Here is a 14,299-nt window from a genome sequence, read left to right on the forward strand (position 1 = left end):
TAACTAGATGACTTTGCTCTGTCGTATCTTATGAAGAAGATAGTTATGACTAAAATAGATGTCTTTGCCCATGTGCTCCTACCAGATTTTTATCGGAAGATGCTGGAAATTGACGGAGACCTGCCTAAGAAGATGCCCTTTATCAAGAACCCAGTCTTGATGAATATGGCGGAACGGCGACGGACCATGCCAGCCGACACCAAGCAAATCATCAGTTATGTCAACCCCAATCCTGAAGACTATCTGGAAGCAGAAGTGGCTGCTCAATTGGTCAGGGAAGCTAACGCCGAGCTGCTGTCGACAGTTAGGGAAAATTCGGATATTTTTGCTGGTGGGGTGGCCATGTTACCCATGAATAATATTCCAGAAGCTCTGGATATCATTGAAAATTTTGTGCAGGCCAATTCGGAGATTCTTGGCGTTCAGCTGTTCACTCGCCGCTTGGGCAAGTCTCTGGCTGACCAAGAGTTCCGTCCTATTTTTGAAGCTTTGGCTAAATTTGATCTGCCGGTCTGGCTTCATCCGGTCTTTGACAGTCGCAAGCCCGATAATAATATTATTTTCTCCTGGGAATACGAGCAGACTCAGGCCATGTTGCAATTGGTACAGGCCGGTTATTTCCAAGACTTTCCTGACCTGAAGGTTATTGTCCATCACGCAGGTGTCATGGCTCCTTACTTTGCTGGACGAATTGAGCGGATTTTACCAGCGGACCAGGCTGCTGATTTCAAAAAGTTCTATGTGGCTACGGCTCTCTTGGGCAATACCAAGGCTTTAGAACTCTGTCTGGATTATTTTGGTCTGGACAAGGTCCTCTTTGGAACGGACGCCCCTCTGGGAATTTTACCGGCAGGTGCGACTGAAGAAATCAACCAGGCTATTGAGGCCTTGCCAATCAGTCCGGTTGATAAGGCAGATATTTTTTCAAACAATACCAAGGCCTTGCTCAATTTAGCGACAGTCAGAAAATTGAGCCGATAATGGTCGCTTATCTGACTTAGTGAGAAGTTTAGGCAAGCCACCATAGTGGTTGCCGTAGGAAATAGAGCCATTTTCTGGCCTATTTTCTTAACTTATTGAAAGGTTAGGGATAGCAAATGAATTTAGAATTTCAACCTCTTGAAGGGCGTGAATACTTAGTCGCTCCAACTGTTGCTGAATTCGTGCAAAAGCAAGGACTGAGCCAGACTGTTAAAGTTGCCCGAATTAATAATCCTGATTTTGCCGATGGTGAGTTACTCAGTAAGGAATACGACATTCCCTACAAATGGAAGTCAACTGCCTAGTCGTTGAAGGAAGTAGAGGAGAGGATAAAAAATACGCTGCCCTCTTAGTTCCCTATGGAAAGAGAGCCAAGACCAATGCGACCGTCAAGAGACCCTTAGATGCAAGCAAGATTCATTTTGTGGATTTAGAAGTTGTTTTGGAGGTGACAGGCATGGAGTTTGGCAGCATCACGCCCCTTGGACTTCCCGATGATTGGAAAATCTTAGTTGATAGCAGCCTGCTTGAACAAGAGAAGCTTGTCATTGGCGGAGGACTAGTCACTTCTAAACTGCTCCTGCCAGCAGAGGTCTTAGTCTCTTTGGCTCAGGCGGAAGTGATAGAAGGCTTAGCAAAAGATTAATATTCTTGGGAAAGCAAAAGAATATAATGGACAAAGCGAGTCTACAATTGTCAATCTGGACTTGCTATGAGTCTGAGACAATAATCGTTAGGTACTATACTTTGTATGCATAATAAATTTTGATGCGGTAGCCGATTGGTGACGGTGAGCTTGATGCTTCAACATTTAGTCCATCATATACCAGCGAAGCGACAGCATGGTGTGGCAAAGTCATCTGGCTAATAAAAGTAGCCGATGACTAGCTACAAGCACTGTTGTGCTTGTTTAGCCACACCTCAATTATTAGGGCAAAACTAGAAGGTCAATGGCTTTACCTCTGCTTCGTGTTAATTTTTAATGCAAAACAAGCCAATGAAGCGACGGTAAAGTCCTTATCCCTGTTATACAACGGATTGGTCAATAGTCTGGGAGACTGTTGGAGAAAACCGAGTTAACTGTGCGAGGTAGGAGTAGCGTTTCAATTTCTGGAGTAGAGTGGCCTGAGCTCAAAAGTAGAGAAGTAAGGGGAGTCTGGCGGACTGGACAGCCCGCGACAGGGATCTTGCAAACACGATGATAGCCTGAAAGGAAACCTTAGTAAGGAAGGGCAGTAGTTTGCAAGATAGTGACTGCTGAAATTCCTCTAGTAAAGCCTTAAAACTCAGAAAGCAAGGGAAAATTGACGACTTTCACTCCCAATGAAATGAGAAAGGAGCAGCAACAAGCATGAAGGACTATGCTGAATTTTATGAGCGTTTAACGGCCCCCTTGCGACGGCATCCTTGGTCTATCCAACTTTTAAAAGTCACCAATGGTTTTTTGACCAAAATTATGGCTGTCTTATACCCCATGCTTTTACTTTACCTACTTTGGCAAAAGCGTTTTACGGACTTAGGACTGACTATCTTTATTACAGCCTGTGCCTTTTTAGCTCTCAGTGCCTTCAGGAGAAGGTTAGATTACCCTAGGCCCTATGAAAGCTGGTCGATTGCCCCCTTGATTCATAAGACAGCCAAGGGAACTTCCTTTCCCAGTCGCCATGTCTTTTCAGCCAGTATGATTAGTCTTAGTCTTTGGCAGGTTAGTCCGGTGCTGGCAGTCTTCTGCTTGGTCTTGTCGGTTTTATTAGGCTTCTGTCGGATTTTGGGAGGCATGCATTACCCTAAGGATGTCATTGTAGGCTATCTGCTTGGACTTTTGGCTGGCTCTTTTTTGTTAATCCTCCTCTGAATGACCAGTTCACGACAAATTATGGCCATTTCATGACAAAGACAAGCTCTCGCTTGTCTTTTTTTGTATAATGATTTAAATTAGGGCTTTTGACGAAAAAAGGAGAGTTATCTTTGTTATATATCTATGCCTTAGAAGACGATTTTAAACAGCAAGCTAGGATTGAAAGTGCTATTCAGGCAATTGCGACAGCAGAAACTATGGACTACGAGCTCTCGGTTTCTGGAAGGCCTGATCAATTGATGGAAAGCCTAGAAGGCAAGGGTAGCCAGTATGTTTTCTTTCTTGATATTGATTTGAACGGTCAGAAGCAGAAAGGGTTTGAGGTTGCCAGAGAAATCCGAGCTAGGGATGCTCAGGCGCTGATTGTTTTTGTAACCCACCATTCCAATTTCATGCCTCTAACCTTCCAGTATCAGGTTTCTGCTCTGGATTTCATTGATAAGGAATTGCCAGAAGAAGAATTCAGGCAGAGATTGGCTAATATTTTACGGCATGCTCAGGATAATCTTGGCAAGAATCTAGCTGAGGATTCCTTTCTCTTTGAAAATGAGCAGTTTCGTATTCAGATGCCCTACAATGAAATTTATTTTATTGAGGCATCCTCCAGTCCCCACAAAATCATTTTGCATGGGCGCAAGGATTATATGGAATTTTACGGTACCCTAGCAGAGGTTGATAAAGCAACAGATCGCTTTATCCGGGTCCATCGATCAATCAGTCTTAATCCAGCTAATGTGGCTAAGGTTGATAAGAGCCAACGTCTGGCTTACTTTCCAAATGGTGAAACTTGCATTATCGCCAAAACCAAGATGCGCCCCTTAGCCAATGCTTTGAAGAAATTACATAGGAGGTAATCATGCTTTCTTTAGTCTATCTAAATCGGACCTTCCAGATGCTGCTCTGGTCCTTTGTTGAGTTATTCATTATTAGACGCTCACTGAAAATTCGCATACCTTGGGCCTATCAACTGGCCTTTCTAGTCGTCAGCAGTTTACCCTACCTCTGGCTGACCGAGTTCTTTTACACTAATCAGTTCTTTGAATTCGCTCTAATTTGTTTACTGATTTTTAAATTCAGTAAAAAGGTGACAAACACTTGGTTAAAACTCTTCTTTGCCTTCTATGTCAAATTAGGAGTTGATATCATAGCTAGGTTTACACTTTTTGTAATTGTCGTCCCTTTGTTTCCGCATTTTGCGGTACAAAAACTACCAATTGTTTCTATAATTTTGCAGGTTTTGCTGACCCTTTTTGGAAATGAAGTCATTATTCGCTATTTCAAAATGGATTTTCTGAGGGTAAATGAAGTCGTAGAGGATAAAAGTATTCAATCGGTTATCCTATTCCATAACATCTTTTTCTTGGCATATTTTCTAGTTCTCTGGTTGACTTATGTTCTCGTCACTCCTTTTGGTTTGATTAATGCAACAGAGGCAGCAAACTTCCGGATTAATACTAGTACGCTGTTTATGTTGGTCTTTTTATCCTTCATTTCGATGCTAAATTTTAAAGTTGCGACAATCTATGAGGAACGCTTAGTCTCTCAAAAAGAAAGTGAGCTCAAAAATATCACTGATTATAGCCACCAGATTGAAAATCTCTACGCTAAGATTCGCTCCTTCCGGCATGACTATAGTAATATCCTAACCAGCCTCCGTTATAGTGCTGACCATGATGACTTGGCTAGTGTTCGTCAGACTCTGGATGAGATTACTCGGGAATCCGACCAAATTCTGGGTACCAAGGAATTCGAGATTGCTAATCTGGCTAATCTCAAAGACGATGCTTTGAAGAGTATTTTTTCGTCCAAATTATCCAAGGCTATTGACTTGGGACTGGATATCAAAGTGGAAATTCTCAACCCCATTGGACTTCCCGTCAGTTTCTCCAGTCTAGACTTTATTCGGCTGGTTTCCAATCTCTTGGACAATGCTATCGAGGCGGCCAATGAATCCGAGGATGAGCAACTCTTGATTTCCTATTTTAAACATGACGATACCTATGTTTTTATCCTGGCCAATAGCACCAAAGAAAAAACTGACAATATCGCTCAGCTCTTCCAAACGGGCGTCTCTTCCAAGGGTAAAGACAGGGGCGTGGGTCTGGCTATCGTCAAGAAAATCCTCTCAACTTATCCCAATGTTAGACTCAACACTAGCAACCAGAACGGCCTCTTTACTCAACATTTGGAGGTGCAGGAATGAGACATCACTTTCCCAATAAGAGTCAAAAGTAGGAACTTGCCTCCTTTTGATTTCAAAGAGTAGTAAAAGACCAAAAGCTCCCAAATCTGCTGGATCTGGGAGCTTTTATGTCTCTTATTAGTTGAATGAGGCTAGGAGCTTTTCCTTATAGTAATCAAAGTAGGTCTTCCTAGCAACAATACTAGTCACCTTGCCCTGGAGGCCGAATTTGAGATATTTTTTCTCTTGCTTTTCGAGGTCTATTCTAGCCCTTACTTTAAAGACATTGCCCTCTTTTGTCATTGTTGCTGTTTTATCAATTGCAATCACTTTTCCCTTGAGAAGGAGATTTTTATTATTATCGCCTTTTAAGCTAACTCTAGCCAACTGTCCAGTCTTAATACTAGCAATATAGTTTGAGTTGACATAGTAAGTGAGATTGATAGCTTTCTCCTTTTGAAGATTAGGATAAATTTCCCCGATAGTCGTGTCGTTTGGGATAGCTTTTTGACCGCTATAATCTTTTTCTAAATGTAGGATGCCGTCTTGTGTCGCCTTGACTTCTGGAGCTTTTTCCTCTTGAATAGCCTGGCCAGTTTCTTCAAGGTAGAGCTGGGTTTGGCTATCTAATTTTGTTTTTTCGTATTTGAGTAAGGTGTCGCCTTTTTTGACGGTTTTATTGTTTCGTAAATTATTGGTTGTGATAGCATTATCACTGATAGATTGGATAGAAGTAACATTTGAAGCTGGTGTCAACTCACCCGTGCTGGTAACGACAATTTCTTTGGTCGCATACATCGAAAAGACAATAAGATAAATCACCAGTAAAGCTATTGGGATAACCGACAAGGTCGCAAAATTTTGGTAGCGCCTGCGGTAAAATTCAGAACTGCTCAGTAATTTTTTATCCATGGTAACCTCCGCTTATTTATTAAAAAGTTGGTAGTAGAAGCCTTGCTTTTTAAGCAAATCCTGATGGGGACCTGTTTCAATAATTCTTCTCTGGTCAAGAACAACAATTTTGTCAGTCCGCTCAGAAATGCTGAGTCGGTGGGCCACAAAAATAATGGTTTTCTCGGTCATCTTCATCAGGTTGTCAATGACCTTTTTTTCTGTTAAGACGTCTAGCCCGCTAGTCGCTTCGTCTAAGACCATAATCGGTGACTTTGTCAGGAGGGCACGTGCCAGAGCTATCCTTTGTTTTTGACCACCTGAGAGTCCCGCCCCATCGGATAGCTCAGTTTGATAACCCAGTGGCATTTGCTCGATATCTCTTCTGATTTCAGCCATCTCACAGGCTTTCATGATGTCCTCTTGACTGACAGACTCGTCGGCACCTAAAGTCAAATTTTCTAAGATGCTTCCGGAAAAGACATAAGGTTGCTGAGGTAGGTAGTTGATATATTTGCGAAGAAGCCTTTTATCCAAAAGGTTGGTATTTAGGCTCTTAATAGTGATTTCTCCCTTGTAGGGTTGGAAAAAGTTGACAATCAGTTTAGCCAGCGTCGTTTTCCCAGAGCCACTGATACCGACCAAGCTGATTTTCGAACCTTTGGCAATTTTAAGGTTAATGTCGGTCAGGGTATCTCGACCGAACCCGTATTTGTAGGAGACATCAGAAAAGACAATATCTCCAGGCAGAGCCTCCTGATTAACTTTCGTAGTTTTCTGGTCGAATTCCGAGGAAACAAGGTAAACTTCATTGAGCCGATTATTGGCTACTTTGGCCGATTGCAGCTTGGTTTGTAAGTTGATGATGTTTTCCAGCGGATTGGTAAAGTAGGTTAAGAGAGAATTATAGGCAACGAGTTGACCAATGGAGATCTTATTGACCATAACCAGTGTTGAGCCAAACCAGAGGATGGCGACATTTAAAATCAGCTGGGCTCCCTTTTTAAGGGAAGTTTGTAAAATTTCGTACTTGTGGCGTTTAAAGGACTTATCTAGATAATCAACAAACTCATTATCAACATTGCGGTAGCGAGTATCCTCACTAGTCAGCGACTTGATGGTTTCCATCCCGTTGATATCTTCAATGATAGCAGAGCTAACCATACTGTTGGCTTCCATGACATCTTGGTTCATTTTTTCAAAGGGTTTCATAAAGACAAGGATGATAATTGTGTAGATTGGGATAGACAGCAAAGTTAGGAGGAAGAGGTTGGCGTTTTGCAGAAGCAGAACAGCTCCGATAATAATTAAAATAAAACAATCTAAGAAGATGGACAAAATAGTTGAGGCCAGAGCATCAATGATAGAATTGGCATCTGAAAAACGTGAGGTAATCTCCCCCGTTCGCCTTGTCGCAAAGAAAGACATGGGCAAGGAAAAGATATGACGGATATAAGCCAGGATCACATCAATACTGAGCCTCTGACTGAGAACTGTTAAGAGATAGTCCCGTGAGAAGGCCATAATTTGCTGAATAACATAGGTAATGACCAGACCGAGCGAGACAATGGTCAAGGTTGAAGTCATTTGATTGGGAATATAACTATCTAGAATCCCTTGTAAGTAGTAGGAGCCCAAGATATCAATCAAGGTCATTAAAAGGCTGGCCAAACTAATCTGGAAGATAAGCCCCTTTTGCTTGAGAATGATTGGGATGAAACTCAATAGACCATTTTTCTTATCCTTATGGGGTTTGTAGGCTGGCTCTGGAGCTAGGAAAATGGAAATACCATCCCATTCTTGTTCAAACCTTTCTTTACTCATCTTGGTTACTTTGACACTTGGATCGGGATCGCCGATAATCAGATGATTTTTCTTAGCCTTGTAAACCACATAATAGTGCTGTAGTCTGCCCTTTTTATTGATATGAGCGATAAAGGGATAGGGAATCTCCTCTTCTTCAAAAAGGCTCATATCAGCTCGGACAGCCCGAGTCTCAAAGCCCATGGTCTGGGCAGCTTCCACGATACCCAAAGCTGTTGTCCCCTCCTTATCCGTCTTGGCCAGTTCACGCAAATGGGCTAAAGAATAGTTTGCTCCGTAATGACGGGCGATAGAAGCGAGAGCAGCAACTCCACAGTCTCTGGCATCAATCTGAGGAACAAATTTGTAAAAATTCATAAAAACTCCTTTAAAAGCTTAATCAGAGTTATTATGGCATAAAAAGACAGGAAAATTTCATCCATGTCGTGAAAGGAGCTTTTTGAGTCATGAACAGGAAGTCGAATTTTTCTCTAGTTAGTGGCAACGCCCGTTCACGACATATTTTGGCCGTTTCATGACATAAACGTGCACAGACGAAAATTTTGGGTATCCTATAATTGTCCTCGTGAGAGACAAATAACGAAAGTTAGCTGGAACTGATCAGCCAGCAAACTTTCCGTCAACTAAATCCATAGAAGTTTTTAACTTCTCTTAACAGGAATGGAGGTATTATGATGAAAACTCAAGCGATTGAAAAATTTGACGTTATGGATACTGAAGCTTTATCTACCGTTGAAGGTGGAGGGACAGGGGCTTGTTTAGCATCAGCTGCAACTGCAATAGGGCTTGGAGCTGCAGCAGTCGGATCATCTGTCTTGCCCGCAGCTGCATTGTATCTGGGAGCACAAGCTTTTGCTGCAGGTGCAAACTATTATTATTGTACACACTGATGTTTCTAAACATAGTTAGGTTAGAAAAATGAGAAATAATAAGCTTGTTGCATTAGGTCTATTACCGCTTTCATTTGTTTTTGTATGGTTATTGTGGCCTATCTCGAAAATTGTTGCAGTTCTTGGATTTATAATGATTATAATAGCAAATATTTTAGTTTATTTTTCGGATAAAAAGTGATGTAAATATGAGAAATACAACAGGTAAAGTTTTGTGTATATTGATACTTATGTATCTAGGCATTACTGTGTTTAGTAGGTTTAGGAATGACACTTTGGAAAAAAGATAAAAAGTGATTTTATCTAAAAATTTAATTGATAATAAAAAGTATCTAAATTCAGGGTATAGTATATGCCATGAAGAATTCTACTGAAACTGTCACTCTCATAGGAGTCTTATCAGGACTAGTCGAGAGAGCTCCAATGCTGTATGGTATCCATATGTACTTGGAGTCGGAGCGATTGGTTATGTCGCCTTCCTACACTGAATTGATATGAAGATGGACAATGTCTAAGTATATCCAGTTTTCAAAATCTGAGAAGTACAAGACATTGTCTATTTTATATTCAATAGGCATTTTAATAATTGACTGTATTTAACTTTAAAAATCTAGATAAGAACAATACTCTAAGAATAGGAAGTCCTCAAATGAAAAAATTAAAACGTATTTCTACAAGGCACTTGCGTTGGTCCTATTTGACTTTAACAACCCTTGCTTTTATAGGTGGATTAGCATTTTTTAGCTGGTTTTCCTATGGGAAAACATTAATATTTTGGTTACCAACTGCTTTGTTAGTATTAGTGGCTTCCTCTTTGGCTTATCTGGTGAAAAAGCAATTGGAGGCACGTGCTGAGTCTATCTTGAGTTTTAACACACTTCAGCAGATTTTTGGTGTTTTAATCGCTTTATCTATTTGTCTAATTGTTTTGTTTTACAAATTATTTATCAGTAGAGATAGTGATGTCGACATGGTCTATTGGTTACTTTTTATCTTTACCATACTAACAATGATATGGAAAGGTGTGGAGATTTATAAAGAACTTAAGTGGAGAAAAGATAAAGATTCTAAAAAATAATGTTCAGTGATAGAACTATATTCTTGGAACTAAACGCCTAGGAAAAAATATAGAAAAGGAAAATTAGACATGAAATTCAATTTTGATAATTACGAAAAATTTTCTAGGAAAGAGTTATCAGCTGTCAAAGGTGGTGACTGGTGGCAAGACTTTCTTTATACTATGGTTGGGACTAGTATGCCTATTGGCTGGAATTGGTATCAAAAGAAGTGAACCCAATATAAATACATGTGATTGTATGAAACCATCAAAACTTAGTTCAAAAGCTCTTCAATTTATAAGACTTGGAGGCGTTCTACTGGGTTTTATTGTTGCTAATTTTGTTTTAATCTTAATTGGTAACAAAGGCCCAGTTTGGTTGAGTGTTTGCCTAGGAATTCTGACCTTGGGCTCTTTCTCTTTAGCTTACATCTCTTATAAAGAATTAAAGGATCGTCCAGTAGCGGAACAACAGTTTAGTCCTACTCAGACGATTGTTACCTTAGTAATAATAGGTTTTCTTATCCTACTTATTTGTGTTTATAGAGCAATCACTGACCCTGATATGACAGAACGTATTGCTTTAATTATTGTCAGTATTCTACTAATTTTAACGATAATTTGGAACCTCTTGTATTTAATTAAACTACTTAGAAAAAGATAAAAGTTAGTTATAGTAAATATTTTTAATTATGTGAAAGGAAAAGTTATTCATGAATCGTTATAAATCATTTCTATTATTTTCAGCAACTGCCCTGCTCCTAGTTGGTGGTGCGGTTTCAGCTGATGAAGTCAGTCAAATCTCTACCCAAGAGCAACCAGCTGCAGTAGTGTCCCAAGCTGATAGTCAAGCAAATCAACCAGCTGTAACCAATCAAGAGAGTAGTCAGACTGAATCTAATCAAACAGGACAGTCTCAAACAACTTCCCAAGAGACTGCCCAGGTACAAGAAACTACAGCTAAACAAGAAGAAGCACCTGATTCTAACAATCAAGTGGCCTCCACTCAAACTACCGAAGAAGTAGTTAATCAGAACCAACAGGCTACTGAGTCTGAGACTGAAACTGCTTCGGTAACCGAAAGTGACAGTCAAGAGGGACAAGACAACTCTGATATCTCGACAGAGGAATATGAAGCGAATGTCGCCGACCTTCAACAGGTGACCATGGCAGATGTTTACCACATGTTTGATGATCAAGATGGTAGTTATACTCTCTATCTTGGCCGTCCGACCTGCATTTACTGTCGTAAGTTTTCTCCAGTTATCAAGGACTTTAACACCCTTTCAGCTGGTCAAGTCTATTATTATAATACAGACAGTGCCGATTTCAGTTCGGTAGCTAAAGAGTTTTTGAGAACTAAAATTGGAGCTTTCGGTACACCGACAGTTCTTCATCTGGAGAAGGGACAGATTGTTTCTGGTCAATTAGGAAGTGGCGGTACTGCTCAAGAGCTATATGATAAAGTCTTTAAGTCAGAAAATACCACAACAAGTCCTTCCGAGGGAACTGCGACTAATCAAGGAAGCCAAGCAGCTAGTGGAAATACGGCTGAACAAGCAACAAAGACAGAAGCTAATCAAGCGACAGAACAGCCTTCAACTGCCACGAAGGACACAAATGACCAAAGTCAGACAAAAGCAGAAGTAAAGTCTGAATCAGAAAAATTGGACACAAAAACGTTGACCAAGGTTATCAATAAGGTTGTATCCCTTATCGGCAGACTTTTAGTCAAGTTTGGAGTTTAAACCGCATCCCACTCGAAAAGATGTTCAATTTGAACATCTTTTTTAATTAGCGACTTTAGTCAGTTTCGCTCCGTAGGTGCGAAACAACTAAACCACCCGCCATGCGGGTGTGCATCAATAATTATACACAAAAAACTCCAAACGAGCTACAATAAAGGTGTTCAAGCCGATTGTAAAACGGGAGGAGAAGAAAAATTATCCAGAGGATGATTTTTGCCGAAGCCTTGAAATAAAAAAGTTGAGGGGCCAAAAAAGCACATAGTTTATCACATACAAAGTGGATGTGTAAGTACCACATCGTCTTTACCCCTAAGTATAGACGAAAAGTCATCTATAATCAATACAAGAGTAGTCTCGGAGAGATATTTCATAGGCCATGTGATTATAAAGGTGTAGACATTATCGAAGGTCATCTGATGCCAGATCATGTTCATATGTTAGTAAGCATCCCACCAAGGATATGTATCTCAAGTTTCATGGGTTATTTGAAAGGTAAAAGTGCTCTCATGATGTTTGACAAACACGCCAACCTCAACTATAAATTTGGGAATCGGCATTTCTGGGCAGAGGGCTATTATGTGAGTACGGTTGGACTCAACGAAGCCACAATAAAGAAATATATCCAAGACCAAGAAAAACATGACATAGCTCTAGATAAATTGAGCGTCAAAGAATATGAAGACCCCTTTAGGGGTGATGGCAAGTAATACGAATGCCTCTTTAAGAGGCAAGTGACGCGTCAAGAGCAGTGAGGCTTGAACAAAGTGAAAGCCAGCGTCTTTAGGCGCTGGCTAGCTTTTGGGGCTTATAGCCCCTGTGCAAACCACTCGTTTGACGGGGGGGGGTATGATTTTTCTAACAAAAATTCGATATGAGGCTGCATTTTTCGTGAATAGGATGGCTAGAAGTATTACTAATTTGAATCGAAGCCCGTTCACAACAAATTTTGACCCTTTCACGACATAAACGTGCACAGATGGCAAATTTTGGTATTCTGTAGATGAACTTGAAAAATGTCGCTCGCATTCAAAATCACTTAGTTCACCACAATTAGATTTCTAGGATGTCAAATGAAAAAAGTAAAAGAGTTATTTTATAGCACAGAGCTTCGGATGGTTATATCACTACTGATGGCCTTAATTCTTCTGAAGCTTCTTGTTAGTGATGAATTTTTGGAGTGGCCTCTTGAGCTGAAAGCTGGTCTAGTTGTCCTCTTTCTCTTAACTGCTTTGCTCAATGCTAGTTATATGGAGAAAAGAGGGAAAATCTTCAATGAAAATTCTAACTTGGCCCAGTATTTATCTATCTTGGCTTTTTCCTCCTTAACTATCTATGCATTTTTTCGAGCCTGTGTGGTGTCGGAGTTCTACCAGTTTGTTTTCGCCCTTGTAGTTGGTGTCATCAGTTTTATCTTAACAGGCCTCCTAATTTGGGGCCTCAAGTATATTAATAAGGGCAGAAAGTAATAGATCTTTAGGTGGCCCTTCCGAATTCAATCCTGCATAATGAACCAGCCTATCTATTCTAGACACAGAAATTAGCTTTACCAATAGAGGTTAGATATGACTATTTTGACAAAACTTTCAACCAAGGTTCTCCGTTGGACCTATCTAATGTTGACGTCTCTAGCCTTTATAGCCGGATTGGCAACCTATAACTGGCTTTCCTATGGAAAATCATTGATTTTCTGGTTGTCAGCTTTAGTGGTATTATTGATAGCTACAAGTTTATCCTACCTAGTAAAGAAAGAAATAGAAGCACGTTCTGAGCCAATCATGGCTTTTAACAATTTTCAACAAATCCTTGGTATTCTAATCGCTTTGGCTTTTTGTCTGCTTGTTTTGTCGTACAAAATTATTATCAGCCGAGATAGTGATGTCAATACAGTCCATTGGATTCTCTTTGTTCTTCTCATTTTGATAATGATTTGGAATGGTGTCGAGCTTTATAAAGAGTTGAAGCGTAGGAAATTGGAAAAAGCAGAATTTGAGAAAGAAGACTAGCAGCTACTTGTAGCAGTCACCTAGTCCCTTCGTTTGAGACGAAGACAATATTGGTCAGTCAGTCTATTTGGGATGCAGGTCACGATTATTCAATAGTTAGCAAGAAGATAGGTAAAGAAAACATGAAAAGAAGACAAGCTAAGGAATCCCGATTATTGAATTTAATCGCAACCAGCTTGAACGAAGAAATTTCTCCAGCTGAAAGACAAGCGCGGGAAAAAGCTAAGCAAAGACTAGAAAAGAAAGAATACCTGCCTAGAATCGTCAAGGATCTGGAAACTGAATTGCGACCTTTAGCTATCAAATCTAATTTAACTGCCCCTCTTAAATCGCTTTATAAAGAGCTGGTCAACCATTCCCTTCAGGATAAGGAACTAGGTAGAGGTTTGGTCATCTTTGGTCACAATTTCTAATAAGATTCTCACTAATTTGAAGATGGAGGAGTAGCATGTCTCAATTAAAATGGTTTTCCGGTGGTAATGAAAGACAATCCGCCGCCCTTGAGTTATTTGATAGATTGATAGCAGAAGTGAGAGATGAAAACAACAATCAGGTCTTGGAAGAATTTTGCCTGTCCTATCGCAAAGAGCTGGAAGAAGGGAAGGCACCGATTCCCACTATCCTCAGTCGCTTTAATTTTGAGCTTTCGAGGCTACTTAGAGAAGGCAAAGCCGATTTGACGGATAGGTCCAAGAAAGATCTAGCTGCCATTAGGAAACTGTCCAATATTAGGTATGGTTACTAAAAGATTGCTTTAGGAGTTGGAGTAGGACAAGTTGATTATTTAACTTAACAATTTTTGCCTCACCTCCTCTTTATCAAAATCTCCCGTTCACGACAAATTTTGACCATTTCATGACAAATG

The 14,299-nt window shown here is 40.2% G+C and carries 16 protein-coding genes and 1 pseudogene; 15 read left to right on the forward strand and 2 right to left on the reverse strand.

Features of this window, described 5'->3' with window-relative positions; all coding sequences use genetic code 11:
* Positions 1 to 45: 45 nt before the first annotated feature.
* From BS63_RS0103165 to BS63_RS0103185, 5 genes and pseudogenes are all read left to right on the forward strand, one after another.
* Positions 46 to 981, forward strand: a complete 936-nt coding sequence (locus tag BS63_RS0103165) for an amidohydrolase family protein (RefSeq protein WP_002963422.1) — start codon at positions 46 to 48, stop codon at positions 979 to 981.
* A 116-nt stretch (positions 982 to 1,097) separates the two neighbouring features.
* Positions 1,098 to 1,627 (forward strand): annotated as a pseudogene (locus BS63_RS1000000111290) (YbaK/EbsC family protein).
* A 705-nt stretch (positions 1,628 to 2,332) separates the two neighbouring features.
* Entirely contained in the window at positions 2,333 to 2,836 is a 504-nt protein-coding gene (locus BS63_RS0103175; RefSeq protein WP_002961281.1) for a phosphatase PAP2 family protein, read from the forward strand.
* 113 nt (positions 2,837 to 2,949) lie between these two features.
* Positions 2,950 to 3,693: a response regulator transcription factor gene (locus BS63_RS0103180; RefSeq protein WP_002961283.1), complete on the forward strand. Its 744-nt coding sequence runs from the start codon at positions 2,950 to 2,952 to the stop codon at positions 3,691 to 3,693.
* A 2-nt stretch (positions 3,694 to 3,695) separates the two neighbouring features.
* A complete protein-coding gene (locus BS63_RS0103185; protein WP_002961285.1) occupies positions 3,696 to 5,042 on the forward strand; it encodes a sensor histidine kinase in 1,347 nt (448 codons plus the stop codon).
* Positions 5,043 to 5,159: 117 nt separating this feature from the next.
* Here the strand turns inward: BS63_RS0103185 and BS63_RS0103190 are convergent, their stop codons facing one another.
* Both BS63_RS0103190 and BS63_RS0103195 read right to left on the reverse strand, forming a co-directional pair.
* A complete protein-coding gene (locus tag BS63_RS0103190; protein WP_002961287.1) occupies positions 5,160 to 5,933 on the reverse strand; it encodes an HlyD family efflux transporter periplasmic adaptor subunit in 774 nt (257 codons plus the stop codon).
* Positions 5,934 to 5,945: 12 nt separating this feature from the next.
* A complete protein-coding gene (locus tag BS63_RS0103195; protein ID WP_002961290.1) occupies positions 5,946 to 8,093 on the reverse strand; it encodes a peptide cleavage/export ABC transporter in 2,148 nt (715 codons plus the stop codon).
* A 317-nt stretch (positions 8,094 to 8,410) separates the two neighbouring features.
* Here BS63_RS0103195 and BS63_RS1000000112365 point away from each other — a divergent pair, with 317 nt between their 5' ends.
* The 10 genes from BS63_RS1000000112365 to BS63_RS0103245 all read left to right on the forward strand — a co-directional run bounded on the left by BS63_RS1000000112365 (position 8,411) and on the right by BS63_RS0103245 (position 14,179).
* Positions 8,411 to 8,626: a Blp family class II bacteriocin gene (locus BS63_RS1000000112365; RefSeq protein WP_002961293.1), complete on the forward strand. Its 216-nt coding sequence runs from the start codon at positions 8,411 to 8,413 to the stop codon at positions 8,624 to 8,626.
* 649 nt (positions 8,627 to 9,275) lie between these two features.
* On the forward strand, positions 9,276 to 9,704 hold the full coding sequence (locus BS63_RS0103205; RefSeq protein WP_002961294.1) for a hypothetical protein: 429 nt from the start codon (positions 9,276 to 9,278) through the stop codon (positions 9,702 to 9,704).
* 69 nt (positions 9,705 to 9,773) lie between these two features.
* The gene (locus BS63_RS0103210; protein WP_028798426.1) at positions 9,774 to 9,917 is read left to right on the forward strand and encodes a hypothetical protein; all 144 of its coding nucleotides are present in this window, start codon (positions 9,774 to 9,776) and stop codon (positions 9,915 to 9,917) included.
* A 25-nt stretch (positions 9,918 to 9,942) separates the two neighbouring features.
* A complete protein-coding gene (locus BS63_RS0103215; protein WP_028798427.1) occupies positions 9,943 to 10,347 on the forward strand; it encodes a hypothetical protein in 405 nt (134 codons plus the stop codon).
* Between the two features lie 49 nt (positions 10,348 to 10,396).
* Entirely contained in the window at positions 10,397 to 11,431 is a 1,035-nt protein-coding gene (locus BS63_RS0103220) for a DUF6568 family protein (RefSeq protein WP_002961298.1), read from the forward strand.
* A gap of 281 nt (positions 11,432 to 11,712) precedes the next feature.
* Positions 11,713 to 12,138, forward strand: a complete 426-nt coding sequence (tnpA, locus tag BS63_RS0103225; RefSeq protein WP_028798428.1) for an IS200/IS605 family transposase — start codon at positions 11,713 to 11,715, stop codon at positions 12,136 to 12,138.
* A gap of 405 nt (positions 12,139 to 12,543) precedes the next feature.
* The gene (locus BS63_RS0103230; RefSeq protein WP_019786472.1) at positions 12,544 to 12,897 is read left to right on the forward strand and encodes a hypothetical protein; all 354 of its coding nucleotides are present in this window, start codon (positions 12,544 to 12,546) and stop codon (positions 12,895 to 12,897) included.
* A 96-nt stretch (positions 12,898 to 12,993) separates the two neighbouring features.
* The gene (locus tag BS63_RS0103235; protein ID WP_002960740.1) at positions 12,994 to 13,434 is read left to right on the forward strand and encodes a hypothetical protein; all 441 of its coding nucleotides are present in this window, start codon (positions 12,994 to 12,996) and stop codon (positions 13,432 to 13,434) included.
* A 122-nt stretch (positions 13,435 to 13,556) separates the two neighbouring features.
* Positions 13,557 to 13,847: a bacteriocin immunity family protein gene (locus BS63_RS0103240; protein WP_019770998.1), complete on the forward strand. Its 291-nt coding sequence runs from the start codon at positions 13,557 to 13,559 to the stop codon at positions 13,845 to 13,847.
* Positions 13,848 to 13,882: 35 nt separating this feature from the next.
* Positions 13,883 to 14,179, forward strand: a complete 297-nt coding sequence (locus tag BS63_RS0103245; protein WP_002960736.1) for a bacteriocin immunity family protein — start codon at positions 13,883 to 13,885, stop codon at positions 14,177 to 14,179.
* The last annotated feature ends 120 nt before the right edge of the window (positions 14,180 to 14,299 follow it).

The organism is Streptococcus sobrinus DSM 20742 = ATCC 33478 (genome assembly GCF_000686605.1).
Taxonomy (GTDB): domain Bacteria; phylum Bacillota; class Bacilli; order Lactobacillales; family Streptococcaceae; genus Streptococcus; species Streptococcus sobrinus.

Excerpts from the sequence above, each read along its gene's own strand:
- BS63_RS0103165 (WP_002963422.1), top strand. The coding sequence starts at position 46 with ATGACTAAAATAGATGTCTTTGCCCATGTGCTCCTACCAGATTTTTAT.
- BS63_RS0103175 (WP_002961281.1), top strand. The coding sequence starts at position 2,333 with ATGAAGGACTATGCTGAATTTTATGAGCGTTTAACGGCCCCCTTGCGA.
- BS63_RS0103185 (WP_002961285.1), top strand. The coding sequence starts at position 3,696 with ATGCTTTCTTTAGTCTATCTAAATCGGACCTTCCAGATGCTGCTCTGG.
- BS63_RS0103190 (WP_002961287.1), bottom strand. The coding sequence starts at position 5,933 with ATGGATAAAAAATTACTGAGCAGTTCTGAATTTTACCGCAGGCGCTAC.
- BS63_RS0103195 (WP_002961290.1), bottom strand. The coding sequence starts at position 8,093 with ATGAATTTTTACAAATTTGTTCCTCAGATTGATGCCAGAGACTGTGGA.
- BS63_RS1000000112365 (WP_002961293.1), top strand. The coding sequence starts at position 8,411 with ATGAAAACTCAAGCGATTGAAAAATTTGACGTTATGGATACTGAAGCT.
- BS63_RS0103205 (WP_002961294.1), top strand. The coding sequence starts at position 9,276 with ATGAAAAAATTAAAACGTATTTCTACAAGGCACTTGCGTTGGTCCTAT.
- BS63_RS0103210 (WP_028798426.1), top strand. The coding sequence starts at position 9,774 with ATGAAATTCAATTTTGATAATTACGAAAAATTTTCTAGGAAAGAGTTA.
- BS63_RS0103215 (WP_028798427.1), top strand. The coding sequence starts at position 9,943 with ATGAAACCATCAAAACTTAGTTCAAAAGCTCTTCAATTTATAAGACTT.
- BS63_RS0103220 (WP_002961298.1), top strand. The coding sequence starts at position 10,397 with ATGAATCGTTATAAATCATTTCTATTATTTTCAGCAACTGCCCTGCTC.
- tnpA (WP_028798428.1), top strand. The coding sequence starts at position 11,713 with ATGTGTAAGTACCACATCGTCTTTACCCCTAAGTATAGACGAAAAGTC.
- BS63_RS0103230 (WP_019786472.1), top strand. The coding sequence starts at position 12,544 with ATGGTTATATCACTACTGATGGCCTTAATTCTTCTGAAGCTTCTTGTT.
- BS63_RS0103235 (WP_002960740.1), top strand. The coding sequence starts at position 12,994 with ATGACTATTTTGACAAAACTTTCAACCAAGGTTCTCCGTTGGACCTAT.
- BS63_RS0103240 (WP_019770998.1), top strand. The coding sequence starts at position 13,557 with ATGAAAAGAAGACAAGCTAAGGAATCCCGATTATTGAATTTAATCGCA.
- BS63_RS0103245 (WP_002960736.1), top strand. The coding sequence starts at position 13,883 with ATGTCTCAATTAAAATGGTTTTCCGGTGGTAATGAAAGACAATCCGCC.